This is a genomic window from Faecalibacterium sp. OF04-11AC (assembly GCF_003460645.1).
Classification (GTDB): Bacteria; Bacillota; Clostridia; order Oscillospirales; family Ruminococcaceae; genus Faecalibacterium; species Faecalibacterium prausnitzii_I.
Window position 1 is genome coordinate 1 of record NZ_QTVP01000043.1, and the last position, 15624, is coordinate 15624.

General features: G+C 57.2%; 15 protein-coding genes and 1 tRNA gene. 8 read left to right on the plus strand and 8 right to left on the minus strand.

What is annotated here, in order from left to right:
- The first annotated feature begins 658 nt into the window (after window positions 1-658).
- The 8 genes from DXA70_RS12810 (at window position 659) to DXA70_RS12845 (ending at window position 9085) form a co-directional block, all read left to right on the plus strand.
- A tRNA-Asn gene (locus DXA70_RS12810) sits at window positions 659-735 on the plus strand.
- A gap of 388 nt (window positions 736-1123) precedes the next feature.
- Window positions 1124-1555, plus strand: coding sequence for a hypothetical protein (locus tag DXA70_RS12815; protein WP_022256859.1), 432 nt, complete (start codon window positions 1124-1126; stop codon window positions 1553-1555).
- A gap of 643 nt (window positions 1556-2198) precedes the next feature.
- Entirely contained in the window at window positions 2199-4520 is a 2322-nt protein-coding gene (locus tag DXA70_RS12820; RefSeq protein WP_128118690.1) for a peptidase domain-containing ABC transporter, read from the plus strand.
- Between the two features lie 109 nt (window positions 4521-4629).
- On the plus strand, window positions 4630-5091 hold the full coding sequence (locus DXA70_RS12825; RefSeq protein ID WP_128118691.1) for a hypothetical protein: 462 nt from the start codon (window positions 4630-4632) through the stop codon (window positions 5089-5091).
- 228 nt (window positions 5092-5319) lie between these two features.
- Window positions 5320-5709 carry an endonuclease domain-containing protein gene (locus tag DXA70_RS12830; RefSeq protein ID WP_128118692.1) on the plus strand — a complete coding sequence of 130 codons (390 nt, stop codon included), beginning with the start codon at window positions 5320-5322 and terminating at the stop codon, window positions 5707-5709.
- A 276-nt stretch (window positions 5710-5985) separates the two neighbouring features.
- A complete protein-coding gene (locus DXA70_RS12835) occupies window positions 5986-6441 on the plus strand; it encodes a hypothetical protein (protein WP_022256196.1) in 456 nt (151 codons plus the stop codon).
- 1 nt (window position 6442) lies between these two features.
- Window positions 6443-7561 (plus strand): HlyD family efflux transporter periplasmic adaptor subunit, encoded by a 1119-nt coding sequence (locus tag DXA70_RS12840; protein ID WP_128118693.1) that lies wholly within the window; start codon window positions 6443-6445, stop codon window positions 7559-7561.
- A 42-nt stretch (window positions 7562-7603) separates the two neighbouring features.
- The gene (locus tag DXA70_RS12845; protein ID WP_128118694.1) at window positions 7604-9085 is read left to right on the plus strand and encodes an Ig-like domain-containing protein; all 1482 of its coding nucleotides are present in this window, start codon (window positions 7604-7606) and stop codon (window positions 9083-9085) included.
- 156 nt (window positions 9086-9241) lie between these two features.
- Here the strand turns inward: DXA70_RS12845 and glmS are convergent, their stop codons facing one another.
- From glmS to DXA70_RS13680, 8 genes are all read right to left on the minus strand, one after another.
- The gene (gene glmS / locus DXA70_RS12850) at window positions 9242-11062 is read right to left on the minus strand and encodes a glutamine--fructose-6-phosphate transaminase (isomerizing) (protein WP_199522886.1); all 1821 of its coding nucleotides are present in this window, start codon (window positions 11060-11062) and stop codon (window positions 9242-9244) included.
- A 302-nt stretch (window positions 11063-11364) separates the two neighbouring features.
- Window positions 11365-11913: a hypothetical protein gene (locus DXA70_RS12855; RefSeq protein WP_128118695.1), complete on the minus strand. Its 549-nt coding sequence runs from the start codon at window positions 11911-11913 to the stop codon at window positions 11365-11367.
- Window positions 11910-12785 carry a DUF5685 family protein gene (locus DXA70_RS12860; protein WP_243001402.1) on the minus strand — a complete coding sequence of 292 codons (876 nt, stop codon included), beginning with the start codon at window positions 12783-12785 and terminating at the stop codon, window positions 11910-11912. Before DXA70_RS12860 ends, DXA70_RS12855 begins: the two co-directional genes overlap by 4 nt.
- Before the next feature lie 148 nt (window positions 12786-12933).
- The gene (locus DXA70_RS12865) at window positions 12934-14145 is read right to left on the minus strand and encodes a class I SAM-dependent RNA methyltransferase (RefSeq protein WP_128118696.1); all 1212 of its coding nucleotides are present in this window, start codon (window positions 14143-14145) and stop codon (window positions 12934-12936) included.
- 108 nt (window positions 14146-14253) lie between these two features.
- On the minus strand, window positions 14254-14451 hold the full coding sequence (locus DXA70_RS14900; RefSeq protein ID WP_243001403.1) for a hypothetical protein: 198 nt from the start codon (window positions 14449-14451) through the stop codon (window positions 14254-14256).
- Window positions 14412-14858 carry a S1 RNA-binding domain-containing protein gene (locus DXA70_RS12870; RefSeq protein ID WP_243001404.1) on the minus strand — a complete coding sequence of 149 codons (447 nt, stop codon included), beginning with the start codon at window positions 14856-14858 and terminating at the stop codon, window positions 14412-14414. Before DXA70_RS12870 ends, DXA70_RS14900 begins: the two co-directional genes overlap by 40 nt.
- 66 nt (window positions 14859-14924) lie before the next feature.
- Window positions 14925-15230, minus strand: a complete 306-nt coding sequence (locus DXA70_RS12875) for a septum formation initiator family protein (RefSeq protein WP_022256188.1) — start codon at window positions 15228-15230, stop codon at window positions 14925-14927.
- A gap of 45 nt (window positions 15231-15275) precedes the next feature.
- On the minus strand, window positions 15276-15624 hold a 349-nt coding region (locus DXA70_RS13680; RefSeq protein WP_158565172.1), incomplete at its 5' end, for a hypothetical protein.

A 15624-nucleotide genomic window follows, 5' to 3' on the forward strand; every position in this document is an offset into this window, starting at 1 on the left:
CCGCCCGCCGCTGCACCGCTGGCCGCTGACCAGCCCCGCCGCCAGCAGGAACAGCGCTCCCAGCACAAAATTGGTCAGCAGGAGCACATCCAGATAGATGACTGTTTTGATACACCCGCCCCCTTTTGAGATATCGTATCACGGTAAGAGCGGGAAAGGTGTCGGAGGAAGCCCGCGCCGGCATTGCTGCCCCGGAAGATGCCGGGCGCTGGTGTGGTTGGCAGGCGTCTGCGGGCCAGACCTCTCCGTCACGCCTGACGGCGTGCCACCTCCCCTGAAAAAGGGGAGGCATTGGCAAAGAGGTTTCGTTTCGAATAATTTAACGGAAGAACATCAAAACTTTACGGAAGCACCAAAGCCTCCCCTTCGTAGGGAGGTGGCATCGAGCGCAGCGAAGATGACGGAGAGGTTTGGACTGGTAGCCGCGAGGGCAAAACCCCTCAGTCTCGCATTCGCTCGACAGCCATCCTCCCTCTGTCGCTAACGCGACATCTCCCTCCGGCCGGGGGAGTCTTTCCTACCAGGGGAGGTGGCATCGAGCGCAGCGAAGATGACGGAGAGGTTGTACCCAAATAAAACACAAAAAGCCCTTGCATTCCTGCCCGACATGCGGTATAATATCACTTGCAGTCAGTGGACGGCACCAAATTGAAGATCTGCCTCTTTAGCTCAGTCGGTTAGAGCACCTGACTGTTAATCAGGGTGTCGCCTGTTCGAGTCAGGCAAGAGGCGCCATAGCAGCGGTGAGCTTTACGGTTCACCGCTTGTTTTTTGCGTTGCGTGTGTAACAGTTTTGTTGCTTTTTTCACAGTTTTTTCAAAAATTAATGGTTTCTTAAAAAATGTCCTCTTGAAGAAACTGCCATATTGTGTTACACTACTACCAAGCTTTAAAGGTTTTTTGTCACGTTTTTCCGTTTTCCCCTTGTGGAAGCTGGAATTGTGTGGTACTATAAAGCTGTTATATCCGGTCAAGGGTGGGTTTTGCCCATTTGCAGTGCCTGATATATTTTTAAGTTCGATGGAGCCGAGTGCGCACTCGGTTACATAGGTCCGCTGTGAGATGCGCATCCACGGAGGGGCCGTTTTAATACGATTCATTCATTTGAAGGGAGTAATTCATTATGATGATGCCTGCAAACTTCTCTGTTGTTGCAGAGAACGAGATGACTTATGTCGTCGGCGGCGGCGTGATCGAGGCTATCGGTTCTGTTACCGCTCCGATCTGGACCACTGCTAATGTCAAGACTTTCAACACCAACCTGGTGACCATCATTGGTAACTCTTATGTCTCCAAGCTGGTTGGCGCAACTCTGGGTGTCATGTTCGGTGGCAACTGGGGCGGCGACGGCCCGATGTCTTCTTTCTTCGGCGATAACGGCAGCCTGTCCGGCATCGTGAAGTATGGCATTGCTGGCGGCTCCAAGGAGCTGAACGGCTTCAACAAGTTCATGCAGGTTGTTGGTCTGGGCGCTGCTGTTTATCAGCTGGGCACCAACGAGACCAAGAAGTATGTCAAGGAAGTCAAGTTCCTCGGCACTACCGGCAAGATCTGATTGTGCTTTAAACAAAAAGGCGGCAAGTCGAAAGGCTTGTCGCCTTTTTGTTTGCATTTTCTGTTACGATTTTGGAACCTTTTTCACATTTTTTTCAAAAATTAATGGTTTCTTAAAAAATGTCCTCTTGAAGAAAGTGCCATATTGTGTTATACTACACCCAAGCTTTAGGAGATTTGAGCACAAATCCCTAGAGCAATGACTTGATCAAAGGGTAGGCGCTCCCTTCTTTTGATAAGCAGCTTGGCCTCTGCTTTGCTCTGTTTCCGCATCAGGGCAGAGCAAAGCAGGGGGCTATGCGCTGCTTTATAGGGAAGCGAAAGAAGCCTTTGTTCGTGTGTCAAAACCAACGGGACTATTTAACCCATGAGCTTTGCGAACTGCCAAGGCCTCCCCTACAAGGGGAGGTGTCACCGACAGGTGACGGAGAGGTTGGACATTGCAGCACTCTGCCGTAATGTTTCCAATCGGAAGCATCTACTCTGTACAACCTCTCAGTCGCTCACGCGACAGCTCCCCTAGCAGGGGAGCCTCTGGCGAAAAGGGAAAGCAGCTCAAAAAAACTCCTACTTGCGAAAGCAGGAATATCATGGTAGAATAGGACTGTTGTTTTGAAATAGATTCCAAAGAATAGGAAGCATCTATGCGTTATACCTACGTCCGGCAGCACGACACGACGGACTGTGCAGCTGCCAGTCTCGCCATGGTGTGCCTCCACTACAAAAAAGAGATCACCATCACCCGCTTGCGCGACATGATGGGCACTGACCTGAAAGGCACAAACCTCACGGGTCTGCAGAAAGCCGCCAACGAGCTGGGGTTTGACACAGCGGCGGTACGCGTAGACCGCGAAAACTTCTTAAGCGATTTTACTCTTCCTGCCATTGCGCAGGTCATCACCGATCAGGGCCTGGCCCACTTTGTGGTCATCTTTAAAAAGACGACCATCAAGGACGATGATGCCCGCCGCAAGCATGTCCGCAAAGAAGAAGAGCGGAAAGCCGACGAGAGCAAAAAGTACAAGTGCAAGGATTACGTCGTCATCGGCGACCCTGCCAACGAGCTGAAAAAGATCTCGCTGGATGAGTTCTACAAAAACTTTACGGGTGTTTTGCTCCTGATGAACCCCACCTCGGAGTTCAAGGGCGGCAAGGAAAAACAGGGCAGCATGTTCAAGCGGTACATCAACCTGCTGCTGCCCCAGAAAAAACTTTTTATCTATGCCATCGCCAGCTCGGTCATCCTTACGGTGCTGGGCATCGCATCCTCGATGTTTAATAAAATATTGATGGATGAGATCCTGCCGTATGGATTAAAGAGCTTACTTGTTTCGATGATCCTGGTGTTCAGCATCGTGAGCATCACGAGCACATTGATCGGTACTGTCCGTCAATGGATCCTGATCCACCTGTCCATCAAGATCGACATCCCGCTGATGCTGGGGTACTTCGGGCATGTGTACAAACTGCCCATGAAGTTCTTCGCCACCCGGAAGACTGGTGAGATCACCACCCGTTATTCGGACGCGTCCACCATCAAGTCCGTCTTCACCAGCATTGCGCTGAGTGTGGTCATGGATATCGTGATGGCGGTAGCCACCGGCATCGTCCTGTTCCGGATGAACGCGACCCTCTTCTCCATCTCGGTCTTCACCCTTCTGCTGAGTTTGCTGCTTGTCATTATTTATAAGCAGCCCTACAAGCGGATCAATGAAGAGACGATGCAGCAGTCGGCCGTCCTCAACAGCCAGATGATCGAGAGCCTCCGCGGCATCGAGACCGTCAAGTGCAATGCCAATGAGGACCGCGAGTTGGAAACTCTTGAACGTGAATACATCAAGAGTATGAAGATCAGCATTCGTTCCAGTAAGATCAGCACCGGACAGTCTCTGTTCTCTGCTTTGATCTCCACCATTCTCGGCATGGTCACCTCTTACGTGGGTATCATGCAGGTGTTGAATGGCAACATGACGCTGGGCAGCTATATGGCGTTCAGCACCCTTTCCAGCTACTTCACCTCTCCGGTGAGCGACCTGATCAGCATGCAGATGTCGATTCAGGAAGCACAGATTTCCATGAAGCGTCTGACGGAGATCATGGACTATGAATCCGAACAGAAAGACGATCGGGAATACACCGAGATGGAGCAGATAGATGGTGACATCGAGTTCAAAGATGTCACGTTCCGGTACGGCAGCCGTTCCCCTGCCCTGAATCATGTGTCCTTTACGATCCCGAAAGGAAAGAAAGTGGCGCTGGTTGGCCAGAGCGGCAGCGGCAAATCCACGATCACCAAACTCCTGCTCAAGTATTATGAGCCGGAAAGCGGTGAGATCGACGTCAATGGCGTCAATCTGGACGAGTACAGCAATCAGTCTGTCCGTCGCGCGATCGCCTACGTGCCCCAGAACGTGGAGCTTTTCAGCAAGACCCTCTATGATAACATCCGGATCTCCAAGCCGGACGCGACCATCGACGAGGTCAAGGCTGCTGCCAAAAAGGCAGACGCCCACGAGTTTATCCGCAAGCTGCCGCTGCAGTACAACACCTATCTGGAAGAAGCCGGCAACGGCCTCTCTGGTGGTGAGAAGCAGCGCATTGCGATGGCTCGCGCGTTCCTGAAAGATTCCAACCTCTATATCTTTGATGAAGCGACCAGCAGCCTCGATTTTGGTACTGAAAACACCATCTTCGATATGATCTACAATCAGCTGGCTGATCGTTCCATGTTGATCGTGGCCCATCGCCTTTCCACCGTCCGTGATTGTGACCTGATCCTGGTCATGGATCATGGCGAGATCGTGGAGCGCGGCACCCACGACGAGCTGCTGGCAAAGCAGGGCAAGTATTACGAGCTCTGGAACCTGCAGCAGGGGATCTTCCGCCGCAAGAAAGAAGCACCCGCCCCGGCTCCTGCCGCCGTTGTGGAAGAAGACGACGATGGCGAGGACGCCATGACTTATTAAGTTGCAACTGAGTGCGCACTCAGTTACATAAATTTGGCTTTTGAAAGGATGCGCATCCGGAAAAAGGCCGTGTAAATTTGATTCAATCATTTGAAGGGAGTAATTCATTATGATGATGCCTGCAAACTATTCTGCTATCGCAGAGAACGAGATGACCTATGTTGTTGGTGGCGGCCTGCTGGAGGCCATCGGCTCTGTTACCGCTCCTGTCTGGGGTGCTGCTAACGTCAAGACTTTCAACACCAACCTGATCACCATCATCGGCAACTCTTATGTCTCCAAGGTTCTGGGCGCTACTCTGGGCGTTATGTTCAGCGGCGCTTGGGGCACCAAGGACGATGATGTTGCAGCAGCATGGGGCTACGATAAGGATAAGAAGGTCACCATCTTCGGCAAGAACAAGGCTCTGTGGAATGCCCTGGATCCCAACGGTTCTAAGGAGACCAATGGCTTCAACAAGTTCATGCAGGGTATCGGCGCTCTGGCTGCTGTCTACACTCTGGGCACCAGCACTACCAAGAGCAACGTCGCTGAGGGCCGTTATGATGTCTTCGGCAACGGCGCATTCTAATTAGTCTCATAAACTAAATAGGAAGTGTATTGCATTTGCACCGCCCTACTCGTTAGGGCGAGGTAGATGATAATGCCTCGCTATGGTGTGCCAGGAGGCGTGAGCCTTCTGGCACACTTTCTATTTGTGTACATTTTGCGAGCAGAATGTGGACAGATAGAGAACATCACTTATTACTGCAACAAGTAATAGGTGATCGCCATTGGATAAACTGCTTTGAGGTTCGTTATGCCGGTTACAAACCTCCCCTATGACCGCCGTTTGAACGGCCGCGCCAAAGAACTCCGCCATGAAATGACACCGCAAGAACGAAAGCTCTGGTATGCGTTTCTGCGGGATTACCCTATTAAAATTTACAAGCAGCGCGTCATTGAGTTTTTTATTGTAGACTTTTATTGTGCAGAAGCAAAACTTGCCATTGAATTGGATGGCTCTCAGCATTATACTGAGCAAGGCAAGTGTTACGATAAAGAACGTACTGCAATGATTGAAGCTTATGGGGTACAGGTACTGCGTTTTTCAAACCGGGAGGTTGATTCTAACCTTGCAGGTGTCTGCCAGACCATTGCCCAGACGATTCACACGCGCCTTACTTCTATGCCTCCGGCGCAGGAGTAGCCCTCTTTGCCAAGGCTCCCCTACCAGGGGAGGTGTCACCGACAGGTGACGGAGAGTTGGACATGGCAGCACTTTACCGCATCGTTGCCGATCGGCAGCATCTACTCTGTACAACCTCTCAGGCGCTCATGCGCCAGCTCCCCTAGTAGGGGAGCCTTTGGCAAAACTTTCAGGTAGTTTCTTTTCGCCTGCGGCTCCTATTTATCCAATTACGATTGCCTATTACACCCCTCCCCTTCCGGAGGGAAAAATCTAACAGAACAGGTGGACAATATCATGAGAGAGATTCAAATTGCACAAAACAAGACCCTCAAGCTGACCAATGTGCTGGCCCGCAAGATCGAGGCGGAAGAGTTTGCCAACCTCCAGATCGTTCTGACCCAGATGCAGAACTTTATGAAGAGCAACAACGCCCAGCCCATTGGCCCCATGATCCAGTGCGTCAAGATCCCCGGCGGCCCCAACCCCCAGCCGGAAGTCTACATGATGCAGCAGACCACCCAGCTGATCCCCCGCATGGAGCCGGGCTACACCCAGGACGCTGTGCTCCGGGTGCGCGGCTGCCTGTACGCCCACTACACCGGCCCCATGAGCCAGAGCGGCCTCGCCAGCCAGAAGCTGAACATCTTTGCCTTTGAAAACGAGCTGGAGCTCAACGGCAATGTCTACACCATCTTTGTCAACCAGGACGACGATGACGCGGTTGTTGACGTTTTTATGGAGACCAAGTAATATGACGAACACCACCCACATCTATAATCTCGACGAGCTGCAGGACCGCCGCATCATGATGGACAAGAAGCTGCCGCCCTACGGCTACGCGCTCATCATCCTGACGGGCTTCCTCATGGTATACCTGCTGCTGTGGAGCACCAAGAACTACCGCACTTATGTCAGCCAGTCCACCGGCACGGTGCAGGCTGCCAACAAGACCTACATCATGTCCAGCTACTCCGGCGCCATCACCGAGCTGAACGTCTCCGAGGGCAGCTATGTCAACGAGGGCGACCTCATTGCCCACATCAAGAGCACTGACCTGGACATTCAGACCGAGAGCTACGAGAACCAGCTGGCCCTCTACAAAAAGCAGAAGAGCCAGTACGAGAAGCTGGTCAAGTCCATCCAGGACGACAAGAATTACTTCAGCGAGACGGACATTGACGACCAGCCCTACTACTACCAGTACGAGACCTACAAGAGCCAGGTGGCACAGAACACCTTTGATGCGGCCCCCTACCAGGCGGCCGGTTACTCGGACGAGCAGATCCAGACCCTGATGGAGCAGAACCAGAGCACCGTTGAGAACCTGTACTACTCCACCCTGCAGAGCATTTCTGCCAACCTGACCTCCATCCAGAGCAATATCGACTCCATCCAGTCCCAGCTGGATGCCCTGAACACGGGCGCGAACGATTATTACATCTATGCCCCCACCTCCGGCGTCATCCACATGGACACCCCCTATAAGGTGGGCATGGTGCTGAGCGCCGGCTCGCCCCTGGCTACCGTCGCCAGCGAGAACAGCGACCTGGAAGTGGTGGCCTACGCTACCGTCAACGACCGCCCGCTCCTCCATGTGGGCGACCCCTGCAAGATCGCCATTACCGGCCTTTCGGAGTATTCCTACGGCAGCCTGACGGGCACCGTCACCTCCATTGACAGCGACGTGACCGCCAGCTCCTCCGGCTCCTACTACAAAATGACCATTACCCCGGACAGCACCTACGTTGTCAGCAACAGCGGCGATAAGGTGGACCTCTCCAACGGTATGAGCGTCACCGCCCGCGTCGAGTACGACCAGCTGACTTACTTTGAATACGCGATGGAAGCTTTGGGCGTCCTGTTCCGCTAAGCCCCTCCCCATCCAAACTGAACGCCCAAAGAGGTACAAAACATGAGATCTTTCTCCAAACAGCTGGCCGCAAGTGCCGTTCTGCTGGGCCTGCTGGCCGCTGGCGCGGCCCTGCCCGCCACGGCTGCCAGTCCCCTGAGTGCTGCAGCGGCCATTACCATGCCCTGGACCACGGTGGCCGTGGAGAGCATTGCTCCCGGCGACTATGCCGCCACCATGACGGTGGGCACCGCCCAGCAGCTTTCGCCGGATATCCTGCCGGAAAAGGCCGCCAAGCGTGCCAATGTGAGCTTTGTTTCTGATAACCCCAACATCGTGTCGGTCACGTCGGACGGCGTGGCCCAGGCCGTTGGCCTTGGCACCGCTCACGTTGCCGCCACGGTCAGCGACCAGAGCTGCCTGTACACCATTACCACCGAGCCGGACGCCTCCATGGTGGTGACGGAAATGGACATCACGCTGGCTGCCAATACCATCGCTGTGGGCGACACCACTTCCCTCTCGCTGGCCGTGCTGCCCACCAGCGCCGCCAACTATGCGGACGTAAGCCTCAGCTCCTCCAACGAGGGCGTGGCTACCGTGAACAGCTTTGGCAAGATCACCGGCATTGCCCCCGGTACCGCCACCATTACCGCCACCAGCGGCAGCGTGAGCGCCTCGGCTACCATCAAGGTCGTCGCCAGCGGCTCGGCCGTTCCCCAGTCTCTCTCTCTGAACACCAACTATGTGGTGCTCAAGCCGGGTTCCAGCAAGACCATCACGGGCAGCGTAGCCCCCTCCACGGCCTCCCAGAGCCTGACTTTCAAATCCAACGACACCAAGATCGCTACCGTCAACGGCAGCGGCGTCATCACCGGCGTAAGCACGGGTGCCACTTCGGTCATCGTCTCCAATGGCACTGTCTCCTCCTCGGTGACGGTCATCGTCAACCGCACGGCCTCCGCTTCCAGCGACGGCGACAACTCCGGTGACGGCACCCCGGCCGACGAGACTCCCACGGATCCTGTCGTCGCCGCCATTGAGAACGCGGCTTCCGATACGGTGGCCCTCTCCCAGCAGGAAGCTCCTGTGGTCTCTTCGGATGCTCTGAACGCCCTGCGCGCCAACAACAAGACGCTGGTGGTCAACGGCGACGGCTACAGCCTCCGCTTTGTGGGCAGCAGCATCAAAAACACCTCTGCCCCGGTGGACACGGCCCTCACCTTTACCCCCTCGGAGCACGGCGTTAACTTCGTCCTGAACAACGGCGAGGCACTGCCCGGCACGGTGGAGATCACCTTTACCGGTGATTATGCCGCCTACAGCCGCATCTACCTCTATAACACCGTCGCCTCTAAGTGGCAGTTCCTGAACGCGTTCAAAGATAACACCCTGGGCGCGGACACGGCGGGCGAGTATCTGCTCACCACAGAGAACCTCCGCTTTGCTGAGATGGACTGGACATTCTTCATTGCGGGCGGCTTTGTGATGGTCGGCATTGTTGTGGCCTATATCGTCGTCAAGAAGCGCTACTGGTTCTGGTAAGCATCTCTCCCCTGTTCTGATTCGTAAAATGGCTCCTGCGTGGCTCTGAGGCTGTGCAGGAGCTTTTGCTTTGCCTGTTCTGATCCTGTGATACACAAAAGCACCCCTCAGCGGCTCCGAGGCCCAGGAAACGGGGTGCTTGTTTTGATGGAAGTTTTACTCGACAGTCACGCTCTTGGCCAGATTACGGGGCTTATCGACGTCACAGCCGCGCAGGACAGCCATATAGTAGGCGAACAGCTGCAGGGGCACGATGAGCTGCAGCGGCATCAGCAGGTCTTCGTACTCGTCCATCCGGACGATATAATCCGCCACGCCCTCAGGCACTACAGCGTCTTTCGTGGTGAACAGAATGACCCGGGCCCCGCGGCTCTTGGTCTCCTTGGCGTTGGAGATGGTCTTCTCATACACCTGCTTCTGAGTGGCCAGCGCAATGACGGGCACACCATCGGTGATGAGGCTGATGGTGCCGTGCTTGAGCTCGCCGGCCGCATAGGCATCCGAGTGGACATAGCTGATCTCTTTCAGCTTGAGGCTGCCCTCCAGTGAGAGGGCATAATCAAACCCGCGCCCGATAAAGAAGCAGCTCTGGGTGTTGACAAAGCGGCTGGCAAGGTACTTGATCTGCTCGCAGTCATCCAGCCGGGGCTTGATGACCTCCCCTGCCCGGAGCAGTTCGGCGGTCAATCGCTTCGTTTCAGCTTCTTCCAGCTTGCCCCGGGCATAGGCCAGCCGGAGCGCAAACAGGTAGAGCACACACATCTGGACCATATAGGCCTTGGTGGACGCCACGGCGATCTCCGGCCCCGCGTAGGTGTAGAGGATGTAATCCGCCGCCCGGGCAATGGAGCTGCCCACCACGTTGACGATGGCCAGCACCGGCACGCCCCGGCTCTTGGCCAGCTTGAGGGCCGCCAGCGTGTCGCTGGTCTCGCCCGACTGGCTGATAATAATAACGAGGTCGTCCTTGTTCAGGATGGGGTCCCGGTAACGGAACTCGCTGGCAATGTCCACCTCGGCGGGGACTCGGGCCAGCGTTTCAATGGCGGCTTTGCCCACCATGCCCGCGTGCATGGCCGTGCCGCAGGCCACCAGATGCACCGTCCCGATGCTGCGGAGCCGCTCATCCGTCAGTTCCGGGATGCGCAGGTCGGGCATGCCATCCTCCACGCGAGGGCTGACCGTCGCCGTGATGGCGGCGGGCTGCTCATTGATCTCCTTGAGCATGAAGTGGGGGTAGCCGCCCTTTTCGGCCGCTTCCTGGTCCCAGTCCGCGGTCAGGCGCTGGCGCTCCACGGGCTCCCCAAAGGCGTTGTAGAACCGGATGCCCTGGGCCGTCACGACAGCCAGGTCGCCTTCTTCCAGCACGCTGTAGTCTCGGGTGTACTTGAGCAGGGCCGGGATATCCGAGGCCACAAAGTTTTCGCCCTCGCCCCAGCCCACGATGAGGGGGCTCTCTTTTTTCACGGCGAAGATGGTGTCCGGGAAATCCTTGAACAGCACGGCCAGCGCATAGCTGCCCCGCACCATGCCCAGCGCCTCGTGCAGGGCCTGCAGCGGCTCGCCATGGTAGCAGCTGTCAATAAGTTTGACCAGTACCTCGGTGTCCGTCTCACTCTCAAACGTGTACCCCCGGGCGGCCAGCCGCTCCTTGAGAGCACCGTAATTTTCAATGATGCCATTGTGGACGATGCTCACCCGCGGGGTAGAGTGCGGGTGGCTGTTCACATCGCTGGGTTCCCCGTGGGTCGCCCACCGGGTGTGCCCGATGCCACAGGAGCTCTCCGCGAGGGCCTGTACGGCCAGTTTCTGGCGCAGGGCATCCAGCCTGCCCTTGCTCTTGACAACGCGGATGCCGCCCTCCTGGGCCAGTGCCACACCCGCCGAATCATACCCGCGGTACTCCAGTTTCTCCAAACCATCCAGCAGCACATCCTGTGCGCTGCGCTTTCCAGCATAACCTACGATGCCGCACATACAAAACACCTCCATACCGACAGCCCGGCGCAACCAGCGCACAGCACAGCTGTCAGCTTCCTGTATCAGTTTATGTTTTTGTATGGCTTCCTTTGAGGGGATCTGTTACGGTATTGCTGCCGTTTTTTGCCCCTCTCTGCGGCTGGTATAGCCCCGCAGGCCGCCTGGCCTGCTTCAGCCGGAGAAACATCCGCCGAATTTTTCGATGATTCCTCTCCTCGTCACCCTCGCGGCTGTCACCCGCGTGGCCCGGCGCTCTGTGTCAACTATGTGTGCACATTCCTTCTTTCAATGCGTTCCAATTATCTTCCCAGCATCTTGTGCAGCCGGGGCTGCCACAGGATGCGGTACGCCTGCAGCATGTTGTGCAGGGCACGGTCATAGAGCAGAAACGCCACATTGCCCATGGCAAGGGTGGTCAGCGAGACGGCCAGCGCCGTGGTGCGCATCTCCTGCGAGATGCTGCCGCCGGGGATGAGCAGCAGCACCAGCCCGTACATGAGCAGGATGCCGCCGTTGCAGAGCAGCAGTTTGCACAGCCCCCGCAGCAGAGCAGGCCGGATGTGCTCGAATTTCGGCTTGACCAGCGGGTAATACCCCAGCAAAAAAACGAATGTCAGCGCCACCTCTTTGTCCGGCACAAACAGAAGGCTCAGCAGGCTGACGGCCCCATAGGCTGTCCAGGCCAGGGTCTTGCCGCACTCCACGCAGACCGTCGCCACCAGAAAGCTGGCAATGGCGGGCGCGATATACATAAAGATCGGGGTGACCGCCCCCAGCAGCATGAACGCGATGCTCAGGGCCGCTGCCATGCCGCAGTAGGCCATGGCCCAGCTCTTGCGGCCTTTCACGGCAGTTCCCAGCTCACAGGCTGGTTTTCCTGGAACGGATCCACCGCGTGGCGGAGGCCCAGGATCATGATGTTGTCCAGCAGGGTGCGGTTGAGCTTGATATCCAGCAGGTTATACGCCCGCACCAGATCGTTGGCGGCGGCCAGCGCCTGCCGCCGGGCACTCTCCACGGCGGCTTCCGGATTGGTGATCCCATTGGCCAGGAACACGTTATACCGCTTGCGCAGCTTGTCCCGCAAAAAACTCTCGGCTTTGTCCATCAGGTAGGCCGCGCGGCCAATGCAGAAGCCGATATAGTGCATGCTCTTGCGCTGGCTGGGATCATCCGTGGCCAGTACGGAATAAAGGGCTCCATACAGGTTGCTCTTGGGCTCTGAGGCCAGGGTATAGTTCTCGGAGTTCAGGGTCATCTGCACATTGGCCTGGTCCCGTTCCTGCGCAAAAATGCGCTCCAGAGCCGGGTTTTCGGCGGCGGCTTTCTCATAGGCCCGGCGGAGGAAGAGCCAGTTCCTGACGCGGCGCGCTTTTTTATAGAGAGGCAGATCTCCCCACTGGGCGTCCTGCAAACGGTGCCAGCCCAGCAGCACCTCTACCTGAGCCGCCAGCCGGATGCCCTGGGTCTGGCACATCATCTCTTTCCAGACCAGCGTGCCGGGCACCCGCATTTTTTTGCAGGTAGCCGGGCGGCCCGCCAGGCTGTCGGCCAAAATGGCAAACAGCACGCCATTGTACCGCAGGCAGCAGCACGAAAGAAACCCATAAGTGGTATACAGCTGGCGGCGCACGCCCCGCAGGTACCACTGATAGGTATTATAATCCCGGATGGTCAGTTCCGGGAGATAAGGCCGCATCCGCCCGTTCATCTGGCTCATGTCTTTTGCTTGCCCTCCGTTTCGACAGGTGCTTTGTCCAATAGTGTAAGTATAATCCTTTTCGACCTTTCATTCAATGGATGCTTTGTGAAATCTTTCATCAAAAAACGCACCGGACGTTGTGCATCCGGTGCGTTTAAAAAAAGTATCACTTTTTCTCGAAATGCTTGGGAGCCGTGACGCGCTTGCCGTCAAAACCACTCTTGGGCATGGGCTTGGCGGGCCGGTTCTCAAACTTGGGGGCGCTGTAGTACATGTACAGCTGGCAGGGGATCATGCCGTTGTACATCTTGCGGCGCTTGTTGGCCCGCTTGCCATAGTGGTGCTCAAAATCCATATCGGCGGTGATGGCGTAGACGCCCGCGCAGGGGTGGGCCTCCATCTGCTGGCCCAGAGTCTTTGCCAGCTTGGCAGCGCCCTCAATGGTGCTCATCCGCTCACCATACGGCGGGTTGGTCAGGACGATGGCCTCGCTCTTTGCCGCAAAGTCAGCCACATCGGCCACTTCAAAGTGGCAGCGCTTTTCCACACCGGCCAGCTTGGCGTTGGCGTTGGCCAGGGCCACCGCGGCGGGGTCGATATCATAGCCAAAGGCCTCAAAGCCGACATCCAGCTTGGAATCGGCCAGGGCTTTCTGGCGCTGCTCTGCCCAGACGGCGGCAGGCACAAAGCTATACCGCTCAGCGGCAAAGCGGCGCTTGAGGCCCGGCGCAATGTTCATGGCTTTCTGTGCGGCCTCGATGAGCAGGGTGCCGCTGCCGCAGAACGGGTCTTCCACCAGGCTGTCACGGCGGACACGGCCCAGGTCGGCGATGGTAGCGGCCAGCGTCTCGCGGATGGGGGCCTCCATGGCGTTGCGGCGGTAGCCGCGCTTGTGCAGGCCCTCGCCCGTGGTGTCCAGCATGATCTCACAGACGTTCTTGCGGAGCATGAAGCGGATCTTATACTCCGCGCCCGTCTCGGGCAGCACGGAGGTGTGATGGAACTGCATCAGCCGCTTGACCACAGCCTTTTTGATGATGCTCTGGCAGGCAGGCACGCTGGAGAGCTGGCTGTTGAGGGACGAGCCCGACACCGGGAATGCGGCATCGGCGGGGAGCAGCTCCTCCCAGGGGATGGAATACACGCCATCGAACAGCTCGTCAAACGTGGTGGCGGGGTAAGTGTTGAGCAGGAGCATCACACGCTCCACCGTGCGCAGGTTGAGGTTGGCGGCTGCGATCATATCGGCCCCGCCCTGAAAGGTCAGGCGGCCGTCGCTGACACGGATGTCCTCGGCACCGATGCGGCGCAGCTCAAAGTTGGCCGTGGACTCGCACCCGAAAAAGCAGGGAGCGATGAGTTCAAATTTTGCGGGCATTTTGGTTTCCTTTCCTGGTTCTGTACGGGGCCGCTTGTTCCGGCTGCCGCCGTGCATGGGCAAAACAGGCCCGCCCCGCTGGGGGCAGGCCCGTTGGTGGTACTTGTATCAGCGGCGTCCGCCACGGCCACGGGGGGCGTAGCCACCGCCGCGGCGGTTGTTGGTCTCGTGGTCGAGACCGCCGCGGCGGTTGTTGGTCTCGTGGTCGAGATCCGCCATTTTCTCTTCGCTCTGGCTCTTGAAGCGGCTCATCATGTCCTCAAAGCTCAGGTTGTCGCTGCGGGCAGGGGCCTTGGGCTGCCACACACGGGGAGCAGCCTCCCGGGCCGGACGGCCCCCCTCACGGGGCGGGCGTCCACCGCCCTGACCGCCGCCAAACCGGCCGCCGCGATTGCCGCCATGACCGCCCTCCCGGGGCCATTGCCATAAGGCCGTGGCCCGCGATCCTCCCGCGGCGCGCGGGGAGCACGGGGTTCCTGGGGCAGCAGCCGCTTGATGGAAAGCGCGATCTTTCCGTCCGGGGCCACGTTGATGACCTGGACTTTGACCGTATCGCCATCGTGCAGGACGGCTGCAATGTCCTGCACAAACTCATTGGACACCTCGGAAATATGGACCATGCCCACGCGGCCCTCCGGCAGCGCGACAAACGCGCCAAACGGCTTCACGCCTGTGACACGACCCTCGAAAATGTTTCCTACCTCAATTGCCAAAGCTCAATACTCCTGTTCTTCTCCTGATAGTATCCGGTCTGCCGCAGGGGGACCGGGGGTGCGGCTTCAGTTGCCCGTCACATCCACAAAGATGCGCTCATTGGCAGCTGCGTAATTATAAGAGTCCCGCGCGACCCACTCGGTCACCTCGTCCGAATCACCACTGAGGATGCGCTGCATCTCTTCATTTTTTGTCTGCTGCTGGCTGATCTGCTCCTGCAGGGTCTGCAGCTCCGCGCGTTTGGAGCTGATGGCTACCTGGTTGGAGATATACGCTGCCAGCATACTGAGCAGCAGCAGTACAAAAAACAGCCGGAAAAACACTCCCAGCACGGTTTTGCGTTTCCGCCGCTTGCGGCCCGGATTCGTCATAGTGTAAGCCCCCGTACATACAGCAGGCTTTTTGCGCCTGTACTCTTACTTTGATACGTTTGAATTATACAACACGCGCCGCTCACTTGGCAAGTTCTTTTTCGGTTTTTTTGCAAGTCTTTTTTCGTTCCGGCGTTCTTTGGCCGCCTTTTTGCGGGCGGCACGGGCCTGGGCATGGGCCGCGGCGTATTTTGCCAGCCCATCCAGCGGCCTGCGCAGCACCCGGCCCACGGCCCGCAACGGAACCCCCAACAGGTGCTCTGCCAGCGCAATGCCTGCAATGGCTGCCGCCAGCATGTACCAGCGCGGCACGCCCTCGGCGCTGAGGGAGGCCGCGTAGCTCTGGGTGCCCAGCAAAAGGCCGCCCATCAGCAGCACGTCCGGCAGAAGCGCC

Coding starts and splice junctions, on each gene's coding strand:
- DXA70_RS12860 (WP_243001402.1), bottom strand. CDS start 12,785: ATGAGCCAGATGAACGGGCGGATGCGGCCTTATCTCCCGGAACTGACC.
- DXA70_RS12815 (WP_022256859.1), top strand. CDS start 1,124: ATGATGATGCCTGCAAACTTCTCTGTTGTTGCAGAGAACGAGATGACT.
- DXA70_RS12835 (WP_022256196.1), top strand. CDS start 5,986: ATGAGAGAGATTCAAATTGCACAAAACAAGACCCTCAAGCTGACCAAT.
- glmS (WP_199522886.1), bottom strand. CDS start 11,062: ATGTGCGGCATCGTAGGTTATGCTGGAAAGCGCAGCGCACAGGATGTG.
- DXA70_RS12820 (WP_128118690.1), top strand. CDS start 2,199: ATGCGTTATACCTACGTCCGGCAGCACGACACGACGGACTGTGCAGCT.
- DXA70_RS12840 (WP_128118693.1), top strand. CDS start 6,443: ATGACGAACACCACCCACATCTATAATCTCGACGAGCTGCAGGACCGC.
- DXA70_RS12865 (WP_128118696.1), bottom strand. CDS start 14,145: ATGCCCGCAAAATTTGAACTCATCGCTCCCTGCTTTTTCGGGTGCGAG.
- DXA70_RS12845 (WP_128118694.1), top strand. CDS start 7,604: ATGAGATCTTTCTCCAAACAGCTGGCCGCAAGTGCCGTTCTGCTGGGC.
- DXA70_RS12875 (WP_022256188.1), bottom strand. CDS start 15,230: ATGACGAATCCGGGCCGCAAGCGGCGGAAACGCAAAACCGTGCTGGGA.
- DXA70_RS12830 (WP_128118692.1), top strand. CDS start 5,320: ATGCCGGTTACAAACCTCCCCTATGACCGCCGTTTGAACGGCCGCGCC.
- DXA70_RS12825 (WP_128118691.1), top strand. CDS start 4,630: ATGATGATGCCTGCAAACTATTCTGCTATCGCAGAGAACGAGATGACC.